The organism is Sphingomonas sp. Leaf34, assembly GCF_001421805.1.
GTDB lineage: Bacteria > Pseudomonadota > Alphaproteobacteria > Sphingomonadales > Sphingomonadaceae > Sphingomonas.
Genome location: NZ_LMLC01000003.1, coordinates 306657 through 327912, shown reverse-complemented (window position 1 = coordinate 327912; position 21256 = coordinate 306657). Strand labels below are relative to the sequence as shown.

25 protein-coding genes, 1 other RNA gene and 1 pseudogene are annotated in these 21256 nt (G+C 66.1%); 15 read left to right on the top strand and 12 right to left on the bottom strand.

Features of this window, described 5'->3' with window-relative positions; all coding sequences use genetic code 11:
• Positions 1-2 precede the first annotated feature (2 nt).
• From ASF00_RS09975 to ASF00_RS09955, 5 genes are all read right to left on the bottom strand, one after another.
• Positions 3-194, bottom strand: coding sequence for a hypothetical protein (locus tag ASF00_RS09975; RefSeq protein WP_055878087.1), 192 nt, complete (start codon positions 192-194; stop codon positions 3-5).
• Positions 195-262: 68 nt separating this feature from the next.
• Complete coding sequence (locus ASF00_RS09970) at positions 263-1267, bottom strand: alpha/beta hydrolase (protein ID WP_055878085.1); 1005 nt, start codon at positions 1265-1267, stop codon at positions 263-265.
• An 85-nt stretch (positions 1268-1352) separates the two neighbouring features.
• Positions 1353-1778, bottom strand: a complete 426-nt coding sequence (locus ASF00_RS09965) for an MAPEG family protein (RefSeq protein WP_055878083.1) — start codon at positions 1776-1778, stop codon at positions 1353-1355.
• Between the two features lie 270 nt (positions 1779-2048).
• Entirely contained in the window at positions 2049-3110 is a 1062-nt protein-coding gene (locus tag ASF00_RS09960; RefSeq protein ID WP_055878081.1) for a 1,9-bis(guanidino)-5-aza-nonane synthase, read from the bottom strand.
• Between the two features lie 152 nt (positions 3111-3262).
• Complete coding sequence (locus tag ASF00_RS09955; protein ID WP_082463358.1) at positions 3263-4498, bottom strand: type III PLP-dependent enzyme; 1236 nt, start codon at positions 4496-4498, stop codon at positions 3263-3265.
• Between the two features lie 137 nt (positions 4499-4635).
• On the opposite strand from ASF00_RS09955, the gene ASF00_RS09950 reads away from it, so the two are divergent.
• Complete coding sequence (locus ASF00_RS09950; RefSeq protein ID WP_055878076.1) at positions 4636-5598, top strand: threonine ammonia-lyase; 963 nt, start codon at positions 4636-4638, stop codon at positions 5596-5598.
• Here ASF00_RS09950 and ASF00_RS09945 read toward each other — a convergent pair whose 3' ends face one another.
• A complete protein-coding gene (locus tag ASF00_RS09945) occupies positions 5599-6180 on the bottom strand; it encodes a hypothetical protein (RefSeq protein ID WP_055878074.1) in 582 nt (193 codons plus the stop codon). It lies immediately after the preceding gene.
• A 98-nt stretch (positions 6181-6278) separates the two neighbouring features.
• Between ASF00_RS09945 and ASF00_RS09940 the strand changes: the two genes are divergently transcribed.
• Complete coding sequence (locus tag ASF00_RS09940; protein ID WP_055878072.1) at positions 6279-6458, top strand: hypothetical protein; 180 nt, start codon at positions 6279-6281, stop codon at positions 6456-6458.
• 111 nt (positions 6459-6569) lie between these two features.
• Here the strand turns inward: ASF00_RS09940 and ASF00_RS09935 are convergent, their stop codons facing one another.
• Positions 6570-7226: an alpha/beta hydrolase gene (locus tag ASF00_RS09935; RefSeq protein WP_055878070.1), complete on the bottom strand. Its 657-nt coding sequence runs from the start codon at positions 7224-7226 to the stop codon at positions 6570-6572.
• A gap of 81 nt (positions 7227-7307) precedes the next feature.
• On the opposite strand from ASF00_RS09935, the gene ASF00_RS09930 reads away from it, so the two are divergent.
• The 9 genes from ASF00_RS09930 (at position 7308) to ASF00_RS09895 (ending at position 13289) form a co-directional block, all read left to right on the top strand.
• Positions 7308-8351 carry a cysteine desulfurase family protein gene (locus tag ASF00_RS09930; RefSeq protein WP_268795094.1) on the top strand — a complete coding sequence of 348 codons (1044 nt, stop codon included), beginning with the start codon at positions 7308-7310 and terminating at the stop codon, positions 8349-8351.
• The gene (locus ASF00_RS09925; RefSeq protein ID WP_055878068.1) at positions 8348-9433 is read left to right on the top strand and encodes a cysteine desulfurase family protein; all 1086 of its coding nucleotides are present in this window, start codon (positions 8348-8350) and stop codon (positions 9431-9433) included. Before ASF00_RS09930 ends, ASF00_RS09925 begins: the two co-directional genes overlap by 4 nt.
• Positions 9430-9735, top strand: coding sequence for a 2Fe-2S iron-sulfur cluster-binding protein (locus ASF00_RS09920; RefSeq protein ID WP_055878794.1), 306 nt, complete (start codon positions 9430-9432; stop codon positions 9733-9735). The genes ASF00_RS09925 and ASF00_RS09920 overlap by 4 nt, the downstream gene beginning before the upstream one ends.
• A 110-nt stretch (positions 9736-9845) precedes the next feature.
• Entirely contained in the window at positions 9846-10160 is a 315-nt protein-coding gene (locus ASF00_RS09915) for a hypothetical protein (RefSeq protein WP_200910517.1), read from the top strand.
• 78 nt (positions 10161-10238) lie between these two features.
• Positions 10239-10478 carry a hypothetical protein gene (locus ASF00_RS09910; protein ID WP_055878063.1) on the top strand — a complete coding sequence of 80 codons (240 nt, stop codon included), beginning with the start codon at positions 10239-10241 and terminating at the stop codon, positions 10476-10478.
• 79 nt (positions 10479-10557) lie between these two features.
• Positions 10558-10653, top strand: an RNA gene (ffs, locus tag ASF00_RS18025) — signal recognition particle sRNA small type.
• Positions 10654-10977: 324 nt separating this feature from the next.
• On the top strand, positions 10978-12648 hold the full coding sequence (locus ASF00_RS09905; protein ID WP_055878061.1) for a DNA polymerase III subunit gamma/tau: 1671 nt from the start codon (positions 10978-10980) through the stop codon (positions 12646-12648).
• Positions 12645-12968, top strand: coding sequence for a YbaB/EbfC family nucleoid-associated protein (locus ASF00_RS09900; protein WP_055878059.1), 324 nt, complete (start codon positions 12645-12647; stop codon positions 12966-12968). Before ASF00_RS09905 ends, ASF00_RS09900 begins: the two co-directional genes overlap by 4 nt.
• A gap of 78 nt (positions 12969-13046) precedes the next feature.
• Positions 13047-13289: a hypothetical protein gene (locus ASF00_RS09895; protein WP_055878057.1), complete on the top strand. Its 243-nt coding sequence runs from the start codon at positions 13047-13049 to the stop codon at positions 13287-13289.
• 57 nt (positions 13290-13346) lie between these two features.
• Here the strand turns inward: ASF00_RS09895 and mtgA are convergent, their stop codons facing one another.
• From mtgA to ASF00_RS09875, 5 genes and pseudogenes are all read right to left on the bottom strand, one after another.
• On the bottom strand, positions 13347-14018 hold the full coding sequence (gene mtgA, locus ASF00_RS09890) for a monofunctional biosynthetic peptidoglycan transglycosylase (RefSeq protein WP_055878055.1): 672 nt from the start codon (positions 14016-14018) through the stop codon (positions 13347-13349).
• Between the two features lie 9 nt (positions 14019-14027).
• Positions 14028-14792: a flavin monoamine oxidase family protein gene (locus ASF00_RS19235; protein WP_327196357.1), complete on the bottom strand. Its 765-nt coding sequence runs from the start codon at positions 14790-14792 to the stop codon at positions 14028-14030.
• 264 nt (positions 14793-15056) lie between these two features.
• Positions 15057-15299, bottom strand: a pseudogene (locus ASF00_RS19230) (FAD-dependent oxidoreductase); the annotation flags it as partial.
• Between the two features lies 1 nt (position 15300).
• Positions 15301-16203, bottom strand: coding sequence for an RNA polymerase sigma factor RpoH (gene rpoH / locus ASF00_RS09880; protein WP_055878049.1), 903 nt, complete (start codon positions 16201-16203; stop codon positions 15301-15303).
• Between the two features lie 57 nt (positions 16204-16260).
• Positions 16261-17208: an RluA family pseudouridine synthase gene (locus tag ASF00_RS09875; RefSeq protein WP_055878045.1), complete on the bottom strand. Its 948-nt coding sequence runs from the start codon at positions 17206-17208 to the stop codon at positions 16261-16263.
• A 17-nt stretch (positions 17209-17225) separates the two neighbouring features.
• On the opposite strand from ASF00_RS09875, the gene ASF00_RS09870 reads away from it, so the two are divergent.
• From ASF00_RS09870 to ASF00_RS09855, 4 genes are all read left to right on the top strand, one after another.
• On the top strand, positions 17226-17618 hold the full coding sequence (locus ASF00_RS09870) for a M67 family metallopeptidase (protein ID WP_055878043.1): 393 nt from the start codon (positions 17226-17228) through the stop codon (positions 17616-17618).
• Positions 17619-17738: 120 nt separating this feature from the next.
• On the top strand, positions 17739-18383 hold the full coding sequence (locus tag ASF00_RS09865) for a histidine phosphotransferase family protein (RefSeq protein ID WP_055878041.1): 645 nt from the start codon (positions 17739-17741) through the stop codon (positions 18381-18383).
• A gap of 119 nt (positions 18384-18502) precedes the next feature.
• Positions 18503-20788 (top strand): chemotaxis protein CheA, encoded by a 2286-nt coding sequence (locus tag ASF00_RS09860; protein WP_055878038.1) that lies wholly within the window; start codon positions 18503-18505, stop codon positions 20786-20788.
• Complete coding sequence (locus ASF00_RS09855) at positions 20785-21213, top strand: chemotaxis protein CheW (protein WP_055878035.1); 429 nt, start codon at positions 20785-20787, stop codon at positions 21211-21213. Before ASF00_RS09860 ends, ASF00_RS09855 begins: the two co-directional genes overlap by 4 nt.
• The last annotated feature ends 43 nt before the right edge of the window (positions 21214-21256 follow it).

Below are 21256 nucleotides of genomic sequence, written 5' to 3'. Positions count from 1 at the left end.
GTTCAGTCCAGCTTGCCGCCGTCCCCGATCTGCGCACGGGCGATCAGTTCGTCGAGTGCGGCTTCGTCGAGCCGCCCCGCGGTACGCAACGCCGCTTCAGGGGTCATCGCGATGATCGTGCCATCGGGCCCGTCGATGATCACCTCGCCGTTTTCGTGGAAGACGGTGCGGGGCTCGGCATGCGGACGGGACATCACGCTCTCCTAATTGCGGGTTGAACGTTCCGCGGCCGTAATTAGGTCCGTAAGCCTGACTCGTATCGTTACGTAGTAACGAGGTCGCCCATCCAGCGATCGAACAACTGCGGCCACAACGATCCCGGCGAGCGCGGCGACAGGCGCGTCCCAAAGCCGTGGCCGCCGCGCTGGAGGAAGTGCGCTTCCGCGGGGATACCGGCACGGTGCGCGGCGGCGAGCGTGTCGACGCTATTGGCGACCGGCACGGTAGTGTCGTCCTCGGCATGGACGAGGAACAGCGGCGGCGCACCGGGCCGGAGCTGGCGGTCGATCGCATAGCGCGCCTGGACCGTGGGCAGCGGATCGGGGCCGAGCAGGTTGGCGCGCGATCCGCCATGGCTGCGCCCGGGATCCATGTTCGAGACGGCATACATGAGCCCGGCCCATGCAGGGCGTGCAGAATGCCGGTCGGCGGCATCGACCGGCCGATAGACGTTGAAGTCGGGCAGCACGGTCAGCGATCCGGCGAGATGACCGCCGGCGGAGAAGCCGAGCACCCCGAGTTTGTCCGCGCGGATGCCATAGGTACGCGCATTGGCACGGATCAGCCGCATCGCCCGCTGTGCGTCGGCGAGCGGCACGTCGGCCCGGTCCGCCCAGCCTTCGCCCGGCAGGCGATAGCTGAGCACGAACGCGGTGATCCCGAACGCGTTGAGCGCACGCGCGACGTCGATACCCTCGTTGCGGAGCGAGGTGATCGCATAGCCGCCGCCGGGGACGATCAGCACGGCGCGACCATCGGGCCGCGGCGCCCGGAACACGCCGACCTCGGGACGGACCACGCCGCGCATCTGGAAATCGCGATAGCCATCCGGGTAGCGCGGCATCGTGGGATGCGAAATCGGCAGCGGGTTCGGGGCACCCTGCGGCATGCCCGGCCAGAGCGCGAACCGCTCGGCGGGCGGCCAGACCGGCAGGTCCGTCTCGCGCGGCTGACCCCCGCCAAGCTGCGCCCCGGTCCGCGCGAACGCGGCGGGTGCGACTCCGGCAACAAGGGGAATGGTGAGAAGCGAGCGGCGGTCGAAGGTCATGCCGGACTGCTAGCCGATCCAACCCCGTTGGGGGAGGGGAGTGCTGCGCGATCGGCGGTTTTCCCCGGCAGCGGTCCCAAGATCCTCAAAACACTGCCAATGCCGCGTGCAGCGTAAGCGCCACCAGTGTCAGGCTCGACAGCACGAACACAACAAAACGGTCGCGGACGCGGTTGCTGGTCGCCTGGATCAGGCTGTGCACGATCCGCAACCCGACATACGCCCAGGCAATCCAGGCGTTGGGCCCGTCGCCCGAGCCACTCAGCGCCAGCACGGTGCAGACCGCGTAGAACAGCGTCGGCTGTTCCATCAGATGATTATAGTTGTGGACCTTCCACTGCGCCTGCGGGGGCAGCGACCGGTCGGCGTCGGACCCCTTGGTGCCGACGAGCGTGCGCAGGTCGACGCCCGCCGCCTTCATCGCCGGCAGCCGCGTGGCGAGCGTCCAGCCCAGCATGACGAGCGTCCACGCGATCAGCGCCACCATCGGTCGCAGGATGTCGCTGTGCATGAAAAAGCCTCCCCCGGTTATCCCCGGGAGAGGCTGCCTCAATTGCCCTGTGGGGGCAATGCCGATCGCAGTTCCGCCAATCCTCCCCCGTCAGGGGGAGGTGGCAGGCACTTGCCTGACGGAGGGGGAGGACACGGAACCGAGGTTATCGCCACCGCCCCCTCCGTCACCTTCGGCGCCACAGTGCAAGGTCGATCATGCTCCCAGCATGATCTTGGATTGCCGGCGGCAATCCAACCTCGCACTCCCTTGCGGGGGAGGATTTAGAAGTCAGGCCTTGTCGAAGCTCGCGCCCCACTTGCGGACCGGACGGTCCTTCCAATGGCCGCGGTGGTACGCGTCCGATGCCAGCAGCGGCATGACCGAACCCGCTTCGGCGAATACCATCTGCTCGATGCCGGTGTTGACCTTGCCCCACGATGCCGCCTCCTGCAGCGTCGAGGACGAGCACGCACCGTCGCGCACGTCCGCCACCGTGATCTGCACCGCGTATTTGTGGACCTGGACGTCATCGTGACCGAGGATCTCGGCGCACACCACGGTGTCCTGAATGAAGTTCTTCGGCACGCCGCCGCCGATCATGAGAAGCCCTGTGGTGCCAGCCTTGATCTTGATCTCGGTGAGCTCGCGGAAGTCGGCGATCGCGTCGAGGACCATGTACGGCTTGCCCGCCTTCACCGCGTCGACCTGGTGCTTGACCAGACCGAAGCCCGCCGAGCTGTCGACGAATGCCGGGCAGAAGATCGGCACGTCATGCTCGTAGGCGAGCTTGACGAGGCTGTTCTCCTTATTGCCGTGCTCGACGAGGTACTTGCCCATCTCGCGGATGAACTCGCGGCTCGAATAGGCGCGCGGCTCGAGCGTCTCGGCGATCTCGAAGATCGTGTGGTCGACGTGCTGGAGCTCTTCCTCGTCGATATAGGTGTCGTAGATCCGGTCGATCATCAGCGAGCGCAGCACGTCGTCGTGCGGCACTTCGAGCGCCTGATAATGCTTGTGGCCGAGGCCCTCGAAGAAATCCATGTCGACGATGGTCGCGCCGGTCGCGACGATGCCGTCGATCATGTTGTTGCGCAACAGCTCGGCATACAGGTCCATGCAACCGCCAGCGCTCGTCGAGCCCGCGATCACGAGGAAGATCGTGCAGTCCTTGTCGGAGAGCATCTGGTTGTAGATGTCGGTCGCACGGCCGAGGTCGCGGCTGGTGAACGACATCTTCTTCATCGCGTCGACGATCGGCCGCGCGTCGAAGCTGGTGATGTCGATATGCTCGACGGTGGTGGACAGGAGCTCAGCCTTGCGCTGCGCGTCGATGCGGGTGTCTTCGGTCATGTCTGAATTCTCCAGAAATTCCCCTCCCGCTTGCGGGAGGGGTTAGGGGAGGGGCTGATCGATCCGCGAACGCCATCGCTCGCGGACAAGCCCTCCCCCGACCCCTCCCGCAAGCGGGAGGGGAGGAAGAAGGGCGCGGTACTAAAGCTTGGTTACAGCTTGACGACGTTCGAGGCGACCTCTTGGTACGTCTCGACGTACAGCGAAACCATCGGCTCGTCGGTGACGATCACCGTCTCGTCCGATCCGAACCCGTTGAACGCGGTCCGCATCGCCGAGCCATAGGCGCCGAGCATGCCGATCTCGATATAGTCGCCGGCCTGGATGTCGGCGGGCAGCAGGAACGGCCCGACCATGTAATCCATGTCGTCGCACGTCGGACCGTAGAAGCTGAACTCCATGTCCTTCGCGCGGCTGTCCGGCTCGCGGAGCAGTTCGACCGGGAAGCGCCAGCCGATATGCGCCGCATCGAACAGCGCGCCATACGCACCATCGTTGATGTACAGCTCGGTCCCGCGGCGCTTCTCGACGCGCACGATGATCGACGAATATTCCGCGCACAGCGCCCGGCCCGGCTCGCACCACAGCTCGGACGAATAGCTGACGGGCAGCGATTCGAACGCACGGTGGATCGTCTCGAAGAAATGCTCGAGCGGCGGGGGCTCCATGCCCGGGTAGGACGACGGGAAGCCGCCGCCGACGTCGATGACGTCGACCGTGACCGCTGCCTCGACGATCGCCGCGCGGACGCGTTCCATCGCGTTCGAATAGGCCTCCGGGGTCATCGCCTGCGAACCGACATGGAAGCAGATGCCCAGCGCGTCCGCCGCCTGGCGGGCCGCGAACAGCAGCTCCTTCGATTCGCCGGGGGCGACACCGAACTTCGATGCGAGCGAAAGCTTCGAATGCTCCGACGACACGCGCAGCCGGACGCACAGCGTCAGGTCGGCGGCTTCGTTGGTGGCACGAACGACCTTGTCCAGCTCTTCCAGGCTGTCGAGGCTGAAGGTCCGTACGCCATGCGTGAAATACGCCTCGCGGATCGCTTCCTCGGCCTTGACCGGGTGCATGAAGCACAGGGTCGCCTCGGGCAGCGTGCGGGCGACCAGGCGCACCTCCGCGATCGACGCCACGTCATAATGCGTGATGCCATTGTCCCACAAAATCTGCAGGAGTTCGGGGCTCGGGTTCGCCTTCACCGCGTACATCGAGCGGCCCGGAAACTTCTCTGCGAAGAATCGGGCGGCGCGCGCAGCGGCGTGCGGTCGAACGAGCGTTACCGGATCAACCGGGCGCCCCTTAGCGATGTCGATGCCGCGCCCTACGTAAGGGGAGACGGCGGTCGAATGGGCTTTCGCTAGCCCCAGCGCGTTATGATGCTTGTGCAATTCAAGGGACCTCCAATGTCCTGAGACAAATTACGAAAACACTGCCTTGCGGTTGGAAGTCCCATGGGGCAGCGGAAGGGCGATTTAGGGTCGCTTGCCCCCCATGTAAATAGGGTTGGCCGCATAGGAGCCAGTGTGTGACGATTTTGCGACAGCCGACACGGGCGGGGGTCCGCGATGCCGCGGAAAAGATCGCGCGGATCCTCCCGCCGACGCCACTGTTTATCTATGAAATCAAAGGTGTACCGGTCGCTTTTAAGGCTGAATCGTTGCAACCAATCGGCGCGTTCAAGATTCGCGGCGCCTGGCATCGGCTGACCGCACTTGACGAGGGTGCGCGGAAAAAGGGCGTCGTTGCGTTTTCCTCGGGCAATCACGCGCAAGGCGTCGCCTGGGCGGCGAAGCGGCTGGGGATCGCGGCGACGATCGTGATGCCCTCGGACGCGCCGCGCCTGAAGCGCGAGTCGACCCTGGCGCTCGGCGCGGAGGTCGTGACCTACGACCGCGCGACCGAAAGCCGCGAGGCGATCGCCGCGCAGCTCGCGGAAGCGCGGGGGGCGACGTTGGTACCAAGCTTCGACGACCCGTGGATCATCGAGGGGCAGGGGAGCACCGGGATCGAAGCGGCCGCGCAGATGGCGGCATTCGGACTGGGCGCACCGACTCGCGTGATCGTTCCGTGCGGCGGCGGCGGTCTGTCGGCGGGTATCGCGCTGGCGTTGAAGGAAAGCGCGATCACCGTCGTCGAACCCGAGGGCTGGGACGACATGCGGCGGTCGCTGGAGGCGTCGTGGATCGAGCCCGTCGGTCCCAACCCGCCGCCGACCGCGTGCGATTCGCTCCAGACGTTGCGCGTCTCGCCGCTGACCTTCGACGTCCTCTACCGCCGCGATGCGACCGGCGTCGCGGTCAGCGAATCGGAGATCGCCGCGGCGCAGCGCTGGGCGGGGGAGAAGTTGCGGCTGGTGATCGAACCCGGCGGCGCGGTCGGGTTGGCTGCCGTGCTCGCGGGCAAGGTGACGCTCGAACCGGGGCTGCTGGTGATCCTGTCGGGCGGCAACGTCGATCTTGCCGACTATGCAAAGGCGATGGCGGGCTGACTAGGCGGGCGGCAGCGTCTTGGTCGCGGGTTTCGCGCAGGCATAGGCTTGCTTGTACGGCCGGTTCCAGCACGCGACGAAGCCGTCGAGGATGTTGAGGTTCATCGGCCAGGCATAGGCGCGGGGCTTGCCGTCTGCCCCGATCGGCGCATACCCCGCCGGGCGTGGCAGCGCGGCAAGCTTGGCCCGCGCGGTGTCGAGCCCGACAAGGTCGCGACGCAGGAACGCGACGCTGCCATCGACGTAGAGGTTCCAGCCAAACCCCGCATCCTCTTCCGCCGGCTTGCGGGCAGCCTCGAACAACATGATCGCCCGCGCCGTCTGCCCGGCGTTCGCGCGCAACTGCCCCTCGTGCCACTGCAAGAGCCCTGCGGTGCGCGGGTTGGCGGGATGGTTCGACCGCCATTCCGCGATCAGGTCGGCCGCCTGCGCATCGCACCCGGCATCGGCGAGCGTCCGCCACCCGCCTGACATCGTCTGATCAAAGCCGCGTTCGTCGAGCGCCATCATCGCGGACGTGTCATGGCGACACTCGTTCTGGGGGGGAGCCTGCGCGGCGATCAGGGTAAGAATGGCCAGCATCGAGCCTCCGTCTGTTCCAGTACGGCGCCAAGCTATTGTCGCGCGTGGCACTAAGTCAACGCGCTTCAATCCGGGGCTGCACTGGCGTATCGAACGGCATGAACGCCGCCCTCACCAGCATCGCCGCCGCCGCGCCCGCCATTGCCATGCTCGGCATGTTCGCCTGCCTGATCGGCGGACTGATGCTCATCGTGAAGAGGCGTGATACGAAAAAAGGGTTGCTGATGCTGGTGATGGCCGCAGTGCTGCTGGCCAACGTCGCGATCTGGACTCTCTAACCCCTCGCCCCTTGGGAGGGTGGGGGGCGTTGGGGAGGCCTGAGGTATCCCACAACGCCCCCTCATCCGGCGCTGCCGCGGCATCTTCTCCCCGAGGGGAGAAGGACAGATTCACCGGATCGGCGAGTTCGGGTCCAGCCGCATATCCAGATACTTGTCCACGCTCCCCATCAGCTCGGGCATCTCGTGTTCGAAGAAGTGGTTCGCCTTGGGGATCGTGTCGTGATGGATCGTGATGTGCTTCTGCGTGCGCAGCTTGTCGACCAGCTTCTGCGTGGCCCCCGGCGTCGCGACCTCGTCGGCCTCGCCCTGGATGATGATCCCACTCGACGGGCACGGCGCCAGGAAGGTGAAGTCGTACAGGTTCGCCGGCGGCGCGATCGAGATGAACCCGCGGATCTCGGGGCGACGCATCAGCAGCTGCATGCCGATCCACGCGCCGAAGCTGACGCCCGCGATCCAGGTCGTCTGCGCTTCGGGGTGGAAGCTCTGCACCCAGTCGAGCGCGCTCGCCGCGTCGGACAGCTCGCCGACGCCGTTGTCGAACACGCCCTGGCTCTTGCCGACGCCACGGAAATTGAAGCGGAGCGTCGCGAAGCCGCGCCGCTGGAACGTCTTGTAGAGCTGCTGGACGATCGCGTTGTTCATCGTGCCACCCGCGGACGGATGCGGGTGCAGGATCATCGCAACGGGCGCGCGCGGGCGCGGACCCGGCGCAAAACGACCTTCGAGACGGCCTTCGGGACCGGGGAAAATGACTTCGGGCATGGACACTCGCGAGCTGGGATACGCACTCGGGTGGAGTGCGGGACTATGCGCGCTATATAGGCCAAACACCCATTCTCGCAATTGGAACCGATCCTGTCCCGCAACACGTCCCGCATCTATCTCGATCACGCCGCCACGACGCCGATGCGTCCGGAGGCCGTCGCGGCGGTGATGGAGGGCATGACGCGCTGGGCGAACCCGTCTTCGCCGCATGCCGAGGGGCGCGCGGCCCGCGCCGCGCTGGAGGACGCGCGGAACCGTATCGCCAAGGCGCTGGACTGGCCGCACCACGTGATCCTGACCAGCGGCGCGAGCGAGTCCGCGGCGCTGGCACTACGCGGTAGGCCGGGAGTCGGCGTTGCGTCTGTGGAGCACGACGCGATCCTGCGCGCTGCCGAAAGTCCGGTTATGCTGCCGGTCGACGACGATGGGCGCATCGGCACGGCAAACCTCCCCGCCGTCATTGCGGTCCAATCCGCGAACAGCGAAACCGGCGTCTTGCCCGGTATGCCGAAGCATACGGCGACCGACGTATGGATCGCCGATTGCGCGCAGACCGCCGGCAAGCTCGCGCTCCCCGAGGCGGACCTCGTGATCGTCTCGGCGCACAAGCTGGGTGGGCCGCCCGGCATCGGTGCATTGCTGGTCCGTGATCTGGGCCTCCTCGACCCGACCGGCGGACAGGAGCGCGGCTATCGCGGCGGCACCGAAAACCTCCCGGCCGCGCTCGGTTTCGCCGCCGCGCTGGAGGCACCCCGCGACTGGTTCGCCGCCATAGCAGACCTCCGCGCCACGCTCGATACCGCCATCCTCGCGGGCGGCGGCGAGATCGTCGCGCACCACGCGCCCCGAATCTCGACGATCGCCTCCTATCGCATGCCTGGCATAAGCTCCGCGGCGCAGCTGATCCGCCTCGACATGGCCGGCTTCGCGGTCTCCGCGGGTAGCGCCTGTTCGTCGGGCAGCATGCGCCCCAGCCACGTGCTCGCCGCGATGGGCTATAGCCCCGACGTCGCCGCCGAGGTCGTCCGCGTCAGCTTCGGCTGGACGACCACCCCGGACGACGTGGCGCGGTTCGCCGAGGCCTGGACCCGGATCGCACGCGACGTAAAGCGAGCCGCATGACCTATCTCGATTACCAGGCGACCACCCCGCTCGCGTCCGAAGCGCTCGCCGCGATGCTGCCGTGGCTCGAATCGCAGCACGCCAACCCACATTCCCCGCACCGCGAAGGCCGCCGCGCGAAAGCCGCAGTCGAGGTCGCGCGCGATCAGGTGGCCGCGCTGCTGCCCCCCGGTGGCCGAATCGCCTTCACCAGCGGCGCGACCGAGGCGCTCAACTGGGCGATCAAGGGGACGACCGGCCCTCTCGTCACGCTGGCGACCGAACACGCCGCCGTCCTCGATACGGTTGCAGCCGAGGCGGCGAGGGGGCGCCAGGTCACGGTCCTCCCGCTCGGCCCCGACGGCGTGGTCGATCTCGACGTGGCCCGCGCCGCAATCTTCCCCGGCACCGGCCTCGTCGCCGCGATGCTCGTCAACAACGAGATCGGCGTCGTCCAGCCGATCGCGGCGCTCGTCGATCTTGCGCATTCAGCCGGCGCGCTGATGCTCTGCGACGCGGTCCAGGGTTATGGCCGCGTGCCGATCCCCGACACCGTCGACCTGATCGCGATCTCTGCGCACAAGATCCACGGTCCCAAGGGCATAGGCGCGCTATGGATCCGCGACGGCATCGACCTCGCCCCGCTGTTGCATGGCGGCGGGCAGGAAGCACCCGGTCGATCGGGCACGCTCTCGCCCGCGCTGTGCGCAGGCTTCGGTGTCGCGGCAAAGCTGATGGCTGCACGGAGCACCGAGGACGCCGCGCATGTCGACCGCCTCAAGTCGCTCGCGCTCGACCGTCTCGGCCCCGACTGGATCGTCAACGGCTCGATCGAACACCGCTATAACGGCAACCTGAACGTCCGCCGCGACGGCCTCGACGTGAACCGGCTGATGTCGGACCTGCGCGACATCGCCTTCTCCGCAGGGTCAGCCTGTGCGAGCGGTTCGGGCCGGTCCAGCCACGTCCTCCGCGCGATCGGCCTCGCCGAGGCGCAGGCGCGCGCCAGCATTCGTCTCGGCTTCGGCCGCTACACCACCGAAACCGAACTGTGCGGTGCGATCGACGCGATCGTTGCCGCTGCCGAGGGACAATGGCCATGATCGTCCGCTTCATCGCCCGCGATGGCACTGCCACGATGGCTGCCGCCAGCCCGGGCGATCGGCTGCTTGATGCCGCGCAGGCGCATGGCCAGCCGCTCGAGGGCACCTGCGAAGGCCAGCTGTCCTGCGCGACCTGCCATGTCGTCGTCGATCCCGCCGACTTCGCGCGCCTCCCGCCGGCGACCGAGGATGAGGAGGACATGCTCGATCTCGCGCAGAACGCCACGCGGACGAGCCGGCTCGCCTGCCAGATCCGCCTCACCGACACGCTCGACGGACTGACGGTTCGAATTCCAGGTTAGGTCAGCAAAGCTTACAGGAAGACAACGGACGGTTCAGGGAACGTCCACGCGCTTAAGCGGATTATCCTCTCATCGCCTCAATGTACGAGGTCTTGAGAGGAGTACCGGACATGAAGATCATCGCAATGTTCGCCGCTGGCGCCTTGGCCGCGGGAACGCTGTTTGCTTCCGCCCCCGCCAATGCACAGCGCCATGGCTGGGACGGTCCACGCGGCCACCACGACTGGCGTGGGCCTCGCGGCGACCGGGGCTGGCATGGCCGCCGAGGCTGGGACGGCCCGCGTCACGGATATGGCGGTTATCGCGGCGGCTATCGTGGCGGTGGTTACGGGTATCGCGGCCCGCGTGGCTATGGCCGCTCGCGCGTCGTCTGCCGGATCGAGCGTGGCTATTACGGCCCGGTCCGTCGCTGCTTCCGGCGCTGATACGGAACCGTAACGACACCCGCTTTGTTTAACATAGGTTGCCAGTCCGTCAGGGCTCGCGTCACGTAGGAGACCCCCATGAAGTTCTTTACCATCGCCGCTGCAGGTCTCGTCGCGCTTACCGGTCTCGCGCCCGTCGGGATCGCTGCAGAGGCCTCCGCACAGCGCACCGTCGTCCATGAGCGTACGGTCGTCCGCCACACGGATCGCCGCCCCGGCTATCGTCGCCATGTCGTCCGCACGCGCCAGGTATGCCGCAACGTGTACCGCAACCATCATCGCCAGCGCGTCTGCCGCACGGTGCGCATCAACCGCTGATCGCGGCATTGATCTGGCCGCTGATGGCGAAGTAGCAAGCTAAGGCTTGATCATCCCGCCCGACCCCGCCATATGCGCCGCGGGAGTCGGGCGGACGTGGTCGTCGCCAACTTGGTCAGATCCGGAAGGAAGCAGCCACAACGATTTCGCCACGGGTCGTCCCGGCTCCCACCGCGAATGTTTGCAGGCAAACATGAGCGCGGCCAGCGGCGCAAAGCGCCGACTGACGATGCGGCTAAGCCGCAGCGCCCTTCCTAAACTTCTTCGTCCACCCACAGACACCGGCCCGATGTGTTTGGCCTAGACCGTTCCCGAAACGTTCCGAATCATTGTCCTACAGCGTCACACTGTGGCAAACCCGGTCCATGCCCCACACCCATCCCAAAGCCGGCCCGGCACGCTGCCCCGGCAACGCAAGTACAGACGCTTCGCAGCGTGTGAACTTTGTGAACTTCACTCCCCTTCGACAGCGGGCGTCACACCCGCTATGACGCCGGCAATGTCAGATTCCTTCGACCTGGGCGAACCCCCGCAGCCGGCCAAGACGCCAGCCCAAACCGGGGATGTCGCCTACCGCGTGCTCGCGCGCAAATACCGTCCGCAGACCTTTTCCGAACTCATCGGGCAGGATGCGATGGTGCAGACGCTGGGCAACGCGATCAAGCGCGACCGGCTCGCGCACGCCTTCCTGATGACCGGCGTCCGCGGGGTCGGCAAGACGTCGACCGCGCGGCTGATCGCCAAGGCGCTCAACTGCATCGGTCCCGACGGGCAGGGCGGCCCGACGATCGACCCGTGCGGCGTCTGCGAACCCTGCCGCGCGATCGCCGAGGGCCGCCATATCGACGTGATCGAGATGGATGCCGCCAGCCACACCGGCGTCGACGACGTCCGCGAGATCATCGACGCGTCGCGTTATTCGGCGGTCACCGCGCGCTTCAAGATCTACATCATCGACGAAGTCCACATGCTGTCGAAGAACGCGTTCAACGCGTTGCTCAAGACGCTCGAGGAGCCGCCACCGCATGTGAAGTTCCTGTTCGCGACCACGGAAGTGAACAAGGTGCCGGTAACGGTCCTGTCGCGCTGTCAGCGGTTCGACCTGCGCCGCATCTCCGCCGAACAGCTCGCCAAGCACTTTGCGTGGGTGTCGACCGAAGAAGGCGTCGTCGCGGACCCCGAGGCGCTGATGCTGATCGCGCGCGCCGCGGAAGGCTCGGCGCGCGACGGGCTGTCGATCCTCGACCAGGCGATCGCGCATGCAGGCCTCGAAGGCGGCGGCGTGACGGCGGATGCGGTCCGCCAGATGCTCGGCCTGTCCGATCGCGGTGCGGTGCGCGATCTGCTCACGCTGATCCTCGCCGGCGACGGGGCAGGCGCGCTCGCCGCGATGCGCCGGCAATATGATTATGGCGTCGACCCGCTGTCGGTGCTTCGCTCGCTGCTTGAGACGGTCCACGGCATCACGCTGACCAAGGTCGGCACGCCGCCCGACGCCGCGCAACCGGCCGAGGAACGCGCGGCGCGTGAAGAATGGGCGGCATCGCTCGGTTACCCCGCGCTGCACCGGTTGTGGCAGCTGTTCCTCAAGGGGCATGACGAGGTCGCCAAGGCTGCGCTGCCGATCGAGGCGGCGGAGATGGCGCTGTTGCGCGCGATCTACGCGTCGACTTTGCCCGATCCCGGCGAACTAGCCCGCCAGATCGCCAGCGGGGCAGCCCCCGCCGCCACACCGTCGCTGCCGACTCCGGCCAGCCAGCCAGCCCCCGTTGCGAAGGCACCTGAACCGATCGGCCCGATCCTGCCGCCGACGTTCGAGGCGCTGGTCGACCTGCTCGACGAGCAAGGCGGTCTCGCGATCGCCGCGCGGCTGCGACACGGCGCGCGGATCGTCAGCTATGCGCCGCCCGAACTCATCCTCAGCGGCAGCCGCCCGGTGTCGGCGGACACGCTGGCCGAACTCAACACGCTGTTGAAGACGGTGACGCGGACTGCGTGGAAAGTGTCGATCGTCGACGCGCCCGGCGAGCCGACGTTGAAGGAACAGGCCGACTCTGCTGAAGAGGCAAACCGTTTGAAATATTGGGACTCGCCATTGGTCCGGGCAGCGCGCGAAGCGTTCCCGGATACCAGAATGGAAAATTGGCCCGGCCAAAGGAGCAACGCATGAAGAATATCGATGAAATCCTCGCCATGGCGCAGAACGTCCAGAGCGAGCTCGAAAAGGCGCAGGCCAATCTCGACACGATCGAGGTCGAGGGCGCATCGGGCGGCGGGCTCGTCAAGGTCAAGGCGTCGGCCAAGGGCCGGATCATCGGCATCGCGATCGACGATTCGCTGATCCAGGTGAGCGAGAAGCAGATGCTCGAGGATCTGCTGACGGCGGCGTTCAACGATGCGCGCGCCAAGGCGGACGCGGTATCGGGCACCGAAATGTCGAAGATGACCAGCGGGCTTCAGCTGCCCCCGGGCTTTAAGCTGCCGTTCTAACGACTTCGGGTTCGTTTCGGGACGGGAACATTCGGTCTTCGGCCGGCGTTGCGCCTCTCAGTTATCAGGGAGAGTAGCATGGCCGAAGAGCGTATCGTCGAGACCCCGACCACCCACACCACCGTCATCGAACGCCGCGGCGGCGGTGGCGGCGCGATGATCGCGGTCGTCCTGCTGATCGCCGTGCTGATCGGCGGCTTCTACCTGTTCAGCCGCCAGGGCGCGCAGAACAGCAAGGACGCGGCGATCACCTCGGCGGCCAAGAGCGTCGGCGGCGCTGCCGACAAGGCCGGCGACGCGGTCGAGAAGTCGACGCAGTAATCCAGGCTGCACCGCCCCGGCCAACACCGGGGCGGCAGTTTCGCGGCGCTGGCAGCCTCACCGCAGGCAGCTGTCCAGCCCATCATTCCTCACCACCGAAACCCGCCGCGACAGCGTATTTCCGTGCTTGCGCACGAACCCATGCGGATCGATCGCCGCACGCTTCTTGGGCAACGGCAGCACCGCAGCGATCCGCCCCGCCTCGGTCGGCGACAGCTTCGACGCGTCATGGTTGAAATAGCGGATCGCCCCGGCATTGGCGCCGTAGGTCCCGATCCCGGTCTCGGCGATGTTGAGATACACCTCCATGATCCGTCGCTTCGGCCACAGCGCTTCGATCAGCACCGTAAAATACGCCTCGAACGCTTTGCGCACATAGCCGCCGCCCTGGAACAGGAACGCGTTCTTCGCGGTCTGCTGGCTGATCGTCGATCCACCGCGGATCCGCCCGCCCCGCGCATTGCGCGCCGCCGCCCCCGCGATCGCCTTGAAATCAAAGCCATGATGCGAACAGAATCGCGAATCCTCGCCCGCAATCGCCGCGCGCGCCATGTCCGGATCCATCTCCGACAGCGGCATCCAGTCCTTCGTCACGCCATGGCCGTTGAGCACGTCGCCCATCATCGTCCAGGTGAACGGTACCGGCACGAACCGATAGATGCCGACCCATGCGACCGTGATCAGGACGAACCCGAAGACGATCTTGGCGAAAATGCGGAAGAAGCCCATCGGCGCTCCTTATGCGATCGAGGCGGGCTCGCCAATGATCGCGCGCGCCGCCGCGACGCCCGTCTCATACGCGCCATGCGCGGTCGAGAAATCGAACGCATGGCAGGCCTCGCCGGCGAAGTGGATCCGGCCATCGATCGGCGCCGCAAGGACGCCGCGTTGTGCAGCCTTGCCCACCAGCGCGTGGCTGTAGCTGCCGCCAATATAAGGTTCATGGCGCCAGCGCGTCGCGGCGAGCGGGGTAAATCTGTTGCGCCAGCCGGTGCCGAGCAGTCCCACGAGCTCGTCGATCGCGAACTGCGCGGCGTCGCGGTCCTCGAGCATCTCCGCACAGTCGCCACCAAAGAAGCTCTCGACGATCGGCCAGCCAAAAGGCGACAGGCGATGGCTTGCGGTGCAGGCGCTGTACGGGTTGCCGATCAGATGCGCGTCGCTGGGCCATTCGGGGCGATCGACGTAGAGGAACAGCTTGTCGGCGAGGCCGAGCGGCAGGTCTGCGGCGGCGGCATGCTTGTCAGCGAGGGGCGGGTCGAACACGATCTGCGCGGTGGCGAGGACCGTCGTGGGAACGCAGACCACGACGTGGTCCGCCTCGATCGTACCCGCGGGGGTGTCAAGTTTGAGGCAATGGCCGGTGTGATCAATGCGTGTGACGGGCGTCGAGAAGCGGACGGCGAGACCCGCAGCGTGGCTGGTAACGAGCGTGCCGTAGCCCTCCTTCACCGTCCAGTTGTCGTCGGTCGCGGCATCTTCGTAGGCCGCCCAGTCGTGCAACGAGACTTGGCCGAGGTTCGCGCCGTTTGCGTAACCAGAGATCGCGTCGATCTTGGGACGCCACTTATCGTCTGCGTCGATAAAGTCGGATAGAGGGCGGTCCGGACCATTTTGTGCGGCCAGCGCCCGCGCGATCCAGGACTGGTATGCCTCCGAAGAAGCGTCCTGTTCTTCAGGCGGGAAGCCTAGGTCGCGCCATTGTATGCGCCAGTTCGCCTCGGAGCGATCAAGGGAAAAACCCTTCGCCGCCGCGATCGCAGTCCACGGATTGCGCTGCGCTGAGTGAAGCCAACCACAACCGGCGTCGACATGGTATCGCGACAAGGCGGAAGGCGGGCCATGCGTTAGACCTTGATGGGCGAGCAAATCGGCCAGGAGAAGGCTTCGGGCTCGGCCGCCCAGGCGATCGCTAGCCTCGACCACCATTACCTCGCGACCCGCATCATGCAGTGTTCGGGCTGCGGCAATGCCGGCTGCACCGCCGCCGATGACGACGGTGCGTGGCACGTTATGCCGCCAGCAGGCGTTTCTCGCCGGCGATCCGCATCATCGCCTTTTGCAGTTTCTCGAAGGCACGAACCTCAATCTGCCGCACGCGTTCGCGCGAGACGTTGTAGACCTGCGACAGCTCCTCGAGCGTCTTGGGATCGTCGGTCAGGCGCCGCTCGGTCAAGATATGCTGCTCGCGTTCGTTGAGGTCGTCCATTGCCGATACCAGCATCGAGTGGCGGACATCAGCTTCCTGCGCGTCGGCCACGATCTTGTCCTGCAACGGCGCATCGTCCTGCAGCCAATCCTGCCATTGCCCGTCGCCATCTTCGCGCATCGGGACATTGAGCGACGTGTCGCCGCCCATCGCCATGCGGCGGTTCATGCTGACGACGTCGGTTTCCGCGACGCCCAGATCGGTCGCGATCTTGGTAACATGCTCGGGGCGCAGATCGCCATCCTCGAACGCGTCGAGCCGGCTCTTCATCCGCCGCAGGTTGAAGAACAGCTTCTTCTGTGCCGCGGTGGTGCCCATTTTTACCAGGCTCCACGAGCGCAGGATATATTCCTGGATTGACGCGCGGATCCACCACATGGCGTAAGTGGCCAAACGGAAGCCGCGCTCGGGCTCGAACTTCTTAACACCCTGCATCAAGCCGATATTGCCCTCGGAAATGAGTTCCGACGTCGGCAGGCCATAACCGCGATAGCCCATCGCGATCTTCGCCACGAGACGGAGGTGCGAGGTCACGAGCTGCGCCGCCGCCTCGGTATCGCCATGCTCTTGGAAGCGCTTGGCGAGCATATATTCCTGCTCGGGTTTCAGCAGCGGAAATTTCTTGATCTCGGCGAGATAGCGATTGAGACCCGCCTCGCTGCCGAGCGCAGGAATCGTCGCTGGAACGTTGGAGCGGGCTGCCATGGTCGTAATCCCTTTCTGCTGACCCCGATTGCCGCACTGCGGCATGGTATCGATTATCTATACGTCAAGCTGGGTGAACAGTTCCTGCATGTCTGCGGGCATTTCGCTTTCGAACGCCAAAGCGATGCTTTTCACCGGATGGATGAACCCAAGATGGGCCGCGTGCAACGCCTGGCGACGGAACCCGAGCGTATCGAGCAACGACTTCTGAGCTTGCTTTGTTCTACCATAGACCGGGTCGCCCAACAAGGCATGGCCGATCGACGCCATGTGCACGCGCACCTGGTGCGTGCGACCGGTTTCGAGCCGACATTCGATCAACGCTGCAGCGCGTAAGCTCTTTATAGTCGAAAAGTGCGTAACCGCGCGTTTGCCGCCCTCGACGATCGCGATCTTCTTGCGATTCTGCGGACTGCGCGCGAGCGGCGCGTTGACGGTGCCGCTTGACGGGCGAGGAATGCCCCCGACGATGGCCTTGTAGCGGCGATCGATGCTGTGATCATGGAACTGCTTGGCCAGGCCCTCGTGCGCGCGGTCGGTTTTTGCCGCGATCATCAGCCCCGACGTGTCCTTGTCGATGCGGTGGACAATACCGGGCCGCGCGACGCCGCCGATCCCAGACAAATTGCCTGCGCAATGATGGAGCAGCGCGTTGACGAGCGTCCCGTCGAAATTGCCAGCCGCCGGATGAACGACGAGCCCGGCCGGCTTGTCGATCACGATCAGGTCGTCGTCTTCATAGGCGATGACGAGCGGGATATCCTGCGCTTCGTTGTGCAGCGGGGTTGGCGGCGGGATCGCAATCGCGAACGTCTGGCAGGTCGCAACCTTCTTCGCCGAATCGCGCCATTCGCGGCCGTTGAGCGTCACCTGCCCTGCGGCGATCAGTGTCTTCAACCGCTCCCGAGACATGTCGGGTAGCAGTTCGGCGAGCGCGCGATCGAGCCTCCAGCCATCCGTGGCCGGCGTGATCGATGCTTCGACGATGGAAACCCCCCGGTCCATGTCGTAGCGATGTGGCGATGAGTGTGACGATTTCAAGCGAAGTGCTGCGGCGAATGTTGGCGCAGGCGGCCGCATCGCTCGAGGCTGAGATCTGTGGGCTGTTACTGGGGGCCGGAGATCGGATCGAGGCCGCGGAGCCGTGCGCGAACGTCGCGACGGATCCAGCGCGGGCGTTCGAGATCGATCCGACGGCTTTGTTCGCGGCGCATCGGCGGGCAAGGGCTGGTGGCGCCGCGGTTATTGGCCACTATCACTCGCACCCGTCGGGCTTGCCGATCCCTTCGCCGCGCGACGCCGTCCAGGCGATGGGGGATGGGGCCGTCTGGGTGATCCTGGGCGGAAACGTCGCCCGGGCCTGGCGCTCGGTTGAGCCGGGCGTGTTCGTAGCGGAGGCGATCTACGAGGCGTGACTGCCACCCGATTTTGCCATCCCGCGCTTTGTCCGCGACGCCCCAGCGGCGTATGCAAATGCCCACCCTTGCGTCGCCGCATCACGACCGTCAGAAGACGCCTCTAACTAGGGGATTTTCATGACGGTCAGCCCGGTCGATTTCGCGAGCCTGCTCTGTTCGCGCCTGTGTCACGACCTGCTGTCGCCGGTCGGCGCGCTCAACAACGGACTCGAGCTGCTGGCCGATGAAACCGATCCGGCGATGCGCGAGCGAGTCATGCAGTTGCTTGCCGACAGCGCACGCGCCTCCGCTAGCAAGCTAAAATTCTTCCGTCTCGCCTTTGGGGCCGCGGGCGGGTTCGGCGAACTGGTCGACACGCACGAGGCCCGGAACGCGATCGAGGGGTTGGTCGCGGAGAACAAGCGGATCACGTTTGTGTGGGCGGTCGAAGCTTCGGCGATGCCCAAGTCTGCGATCAAGGTGCTGCTCAACCTCGTCCTGATCGCCACGGAGTCATTGGTGCGCGGTGGGACGATGGAGGTCGGCGGCGAGGACAATGAGGGGCAGCTCGAGATCGTTGTGAAGATCGAGGGGGCGCGGATCGTGCTGGATCCCGAAATTCGGCGGACGCTGATTGAAGGGGATGGCCAGCATACCGTGACGCCGCGGGCGGCTGCGGCATACATGATCAACACGCTGGTCACCGAGGCGGGTGGGGCGGTGATCGTCTCCGAGCCTGCAGAGGGTATCATGATTTTCGGTGCGGTATTTGACGCACGGTAAGGGGGGGCGGCTTTGTAAGCCTCCCCCTCGCGGGGACGGATTGCGGGGACGGCGTCTTACCAAAGATAACGCGCCCTTAACCTCCGCCATGCATGACAGGCCTCGAACGCGGGGCTCGCATGGACGATTTGCTACAGGAATTCATTGCCGAGACGCGCGAAACGCTGGAGGCGATCTCCGGCGAGATCGTCGCTTGGGAAGCCGCGCCCGCGGATGACGGGCGTCTCGATGCGATCTTCCGCTTCGTCCACACCGTCAAGGGGAGCTGCGGGTTTCTCGACCTGCCCCGGCTCGCCCGACTCAGTCACGCCGCGGAAGACGTGCTAGCCGCGGTCCGCGACGGCAAGCGCACGCCCGACACCGCGCTCGTCAATGCGGTGCTGGGCATCGTCGACCGGATCGGCGCGATCGTCGAGGCGATCGACTCCGGCGCGCCGATCGACAACTCGGACGAGGATCTGCTGATCGAGGCACTCCAGCCCGACGCCCGACCGCGCGCGCAGGCGCCGACCGCGCTGCAGAACCGCGCCGCCAGCCGCAGCGTCCGCCTCAATGTCGAGCTGCTCGATCACATGATGAGCGGCATGTCGGAGATGGTGCTCGCGCGAAATGAACTTGCCCGACGGTTGCGCGACAGCGATGTCGATCCACAGGTCGAGGCGGCGCTGGAGCGGCTTTCGCTGACCGTCGCCGACATGCGCGACACCGTCACCCGCACCCGCATGCAGAAGGTCGACGCGCTGTTCTCGGCGCTGCCCCGGATGGTACGCGATACCAGCGCTGAACTCGGCAAGAGCGTCGATCTCGTCATCGAGGGCGCCGACGTCGAACTCGACCGCGAGATGATCGAGATGATGCGCGATCCGCTCGTCCACATCATCCGCAATTCGATCGATCACGGCATCGAGGCACCGACCGAACGGCGCCTGTTGGGCAAGCCGATGACCGGTCGTCTGGTAGTGTCTGCGCGGCAGTCTGGTAACCAGATCCTCATCGAGATAGCCGACGACGGCAAGGGCATCGACGTCGCGCGCATCGTTGCCAAGGCGTCGGAGAAGGGCCTCTACAGCGTTACCGAACTCGCCGCGATGACCGACGCGGCCAAGCTCGACCTGATTTTCGCCGCCGGGTTGTCGAGCCGCGACGTGGTGACCGCAATCTCGGGGCGCGGCGTCGGCATGGACGTGGTGCGCGCCAATATCGAGCAGATCGGCGGGCGGATTGTGCTGACCAACGATCCGGGGCGTGGGTTGCGGATCGTCATCCATGTGCCGCTGACGCTGTCGATCCTGTCGACGATCATCGTCGGCGTCGGCACGCAGCGGTTCGCGCTGCCCCGCCAGGCGATCGAGGAAATCGTCATGGTCCGCGGCGATGCGGTGCGGATCGACACGATCGGCGATGCAGCGGCAGTCACGGTGCGCGGACGACGGATGCCGCTGGTGTCGCTCGCCAAGCTGTTCCGCCTGGGTACCGATGCACCGCCGACGCTGGTGATCGTGGCGACTCGCGAGGGCGACTATGCGCTCGGCGTCGATGCCGTGCTCGATGCCGAGGAACTGGTCGTAAAGCCCGCTTCGCCCGCGGTGATGGCGACGGGCGTCTATGCGGGCAAGACGCTGCCCGATAACGGCCTGCCGATGCTGTTGCTCGATGCGTCGGGTATCGCAGCGGTCGCGGGGCTGCGCTTCACGCCCGTCCTCGCGGCGGCCGCGGCGATCGACGAGGCCATACCCGGGGTGCCCGCGTTGCTGTTTGACGATCTCGATGGCCAACGCCGCGCGATCGCGCTGGCAGTGATCGACCGGGTCGAGCCGGTGCCCACCGACGCGATCCGCTGGTCGGGGGGCGCGATGCGGCTGTCGGTCGGCGATGCGATCATCCCACTTCACGCGGTCGCGGACCTCGGCCCGCGCGCCGAAGTCGCGGTGCTGCGCCTGACCGATGGCGAAAGCGAGATGGCCTATGCGATCGCCGAAGCGATCGAGATTGTCACCTTGCCCGCCGAGATGGCACCTGCACGCGGTGGCGGACCGATCGCGGGCGTGGTTTCGATCGGGGGAGAGCAGATCGAGCTGGTCGATCCGCATGCGCTGTTCGCTGGGCAACCGGTGACGCTGACCTCGCTCCCGGTGTGCCTGCTGCAGGTCGATGGGTCGGGCTGGATGGAGACGTTCCTGAAACCCGCCCTCGAAGCTTCGGGCTATCGCTGCGTCACCGCGCTGGAAGCGGGCGAGACCGCGGCGGTGGCACTGGCGATGGACGATGCACCGGTTCCTAAGACGATCGCGCCGGTGGTGACGCTGCGCCGTGGCCGCACTGCGAAGCGCGACGATGATGCAAGCATCTATCGGTATGACCGGCCCGCGCTGATCGCGGCGCTGGCAGCACGGAGAGCGATGTGAGCGAATTGTTTTTGGTGGCGCATATCGCGGGACGCGGCGTCGCGATCGCTGCTGATCAGGTCGATTCGGTGGTCGATATCGGCGAGGTGATTGCCGTGCCGCGCGCGGAGGCGTTCGTGCGCGGATTGGCGGCGTTGCGCAGCCGCGTGGTCACGGTGATCGATACCGGCACCGCGCTCGGCTTCGCCCCGACCGAACATGACGTACGCCGCGCGGTGATCACGATCGTCGAGGGGCATCATTACGCGATCCTGGTCGATTCGGTCGAGGATGTCGCCTCGTTCGCGAGATTGCCGCTGTCGTCGGGCTTGGCGCTGCACCGGGGCTGGGCGGCGGCGGGGACGGGGATCGTCGAGCGCCATGGCGAGCCGTTACTGATACTCGACCTTGCCGCGATAATTCCCGCTGACTCGCTGGCCGCGTAACATTTTCATACGCTTAACCCGGTACTCACGCTTTGGCGCATAG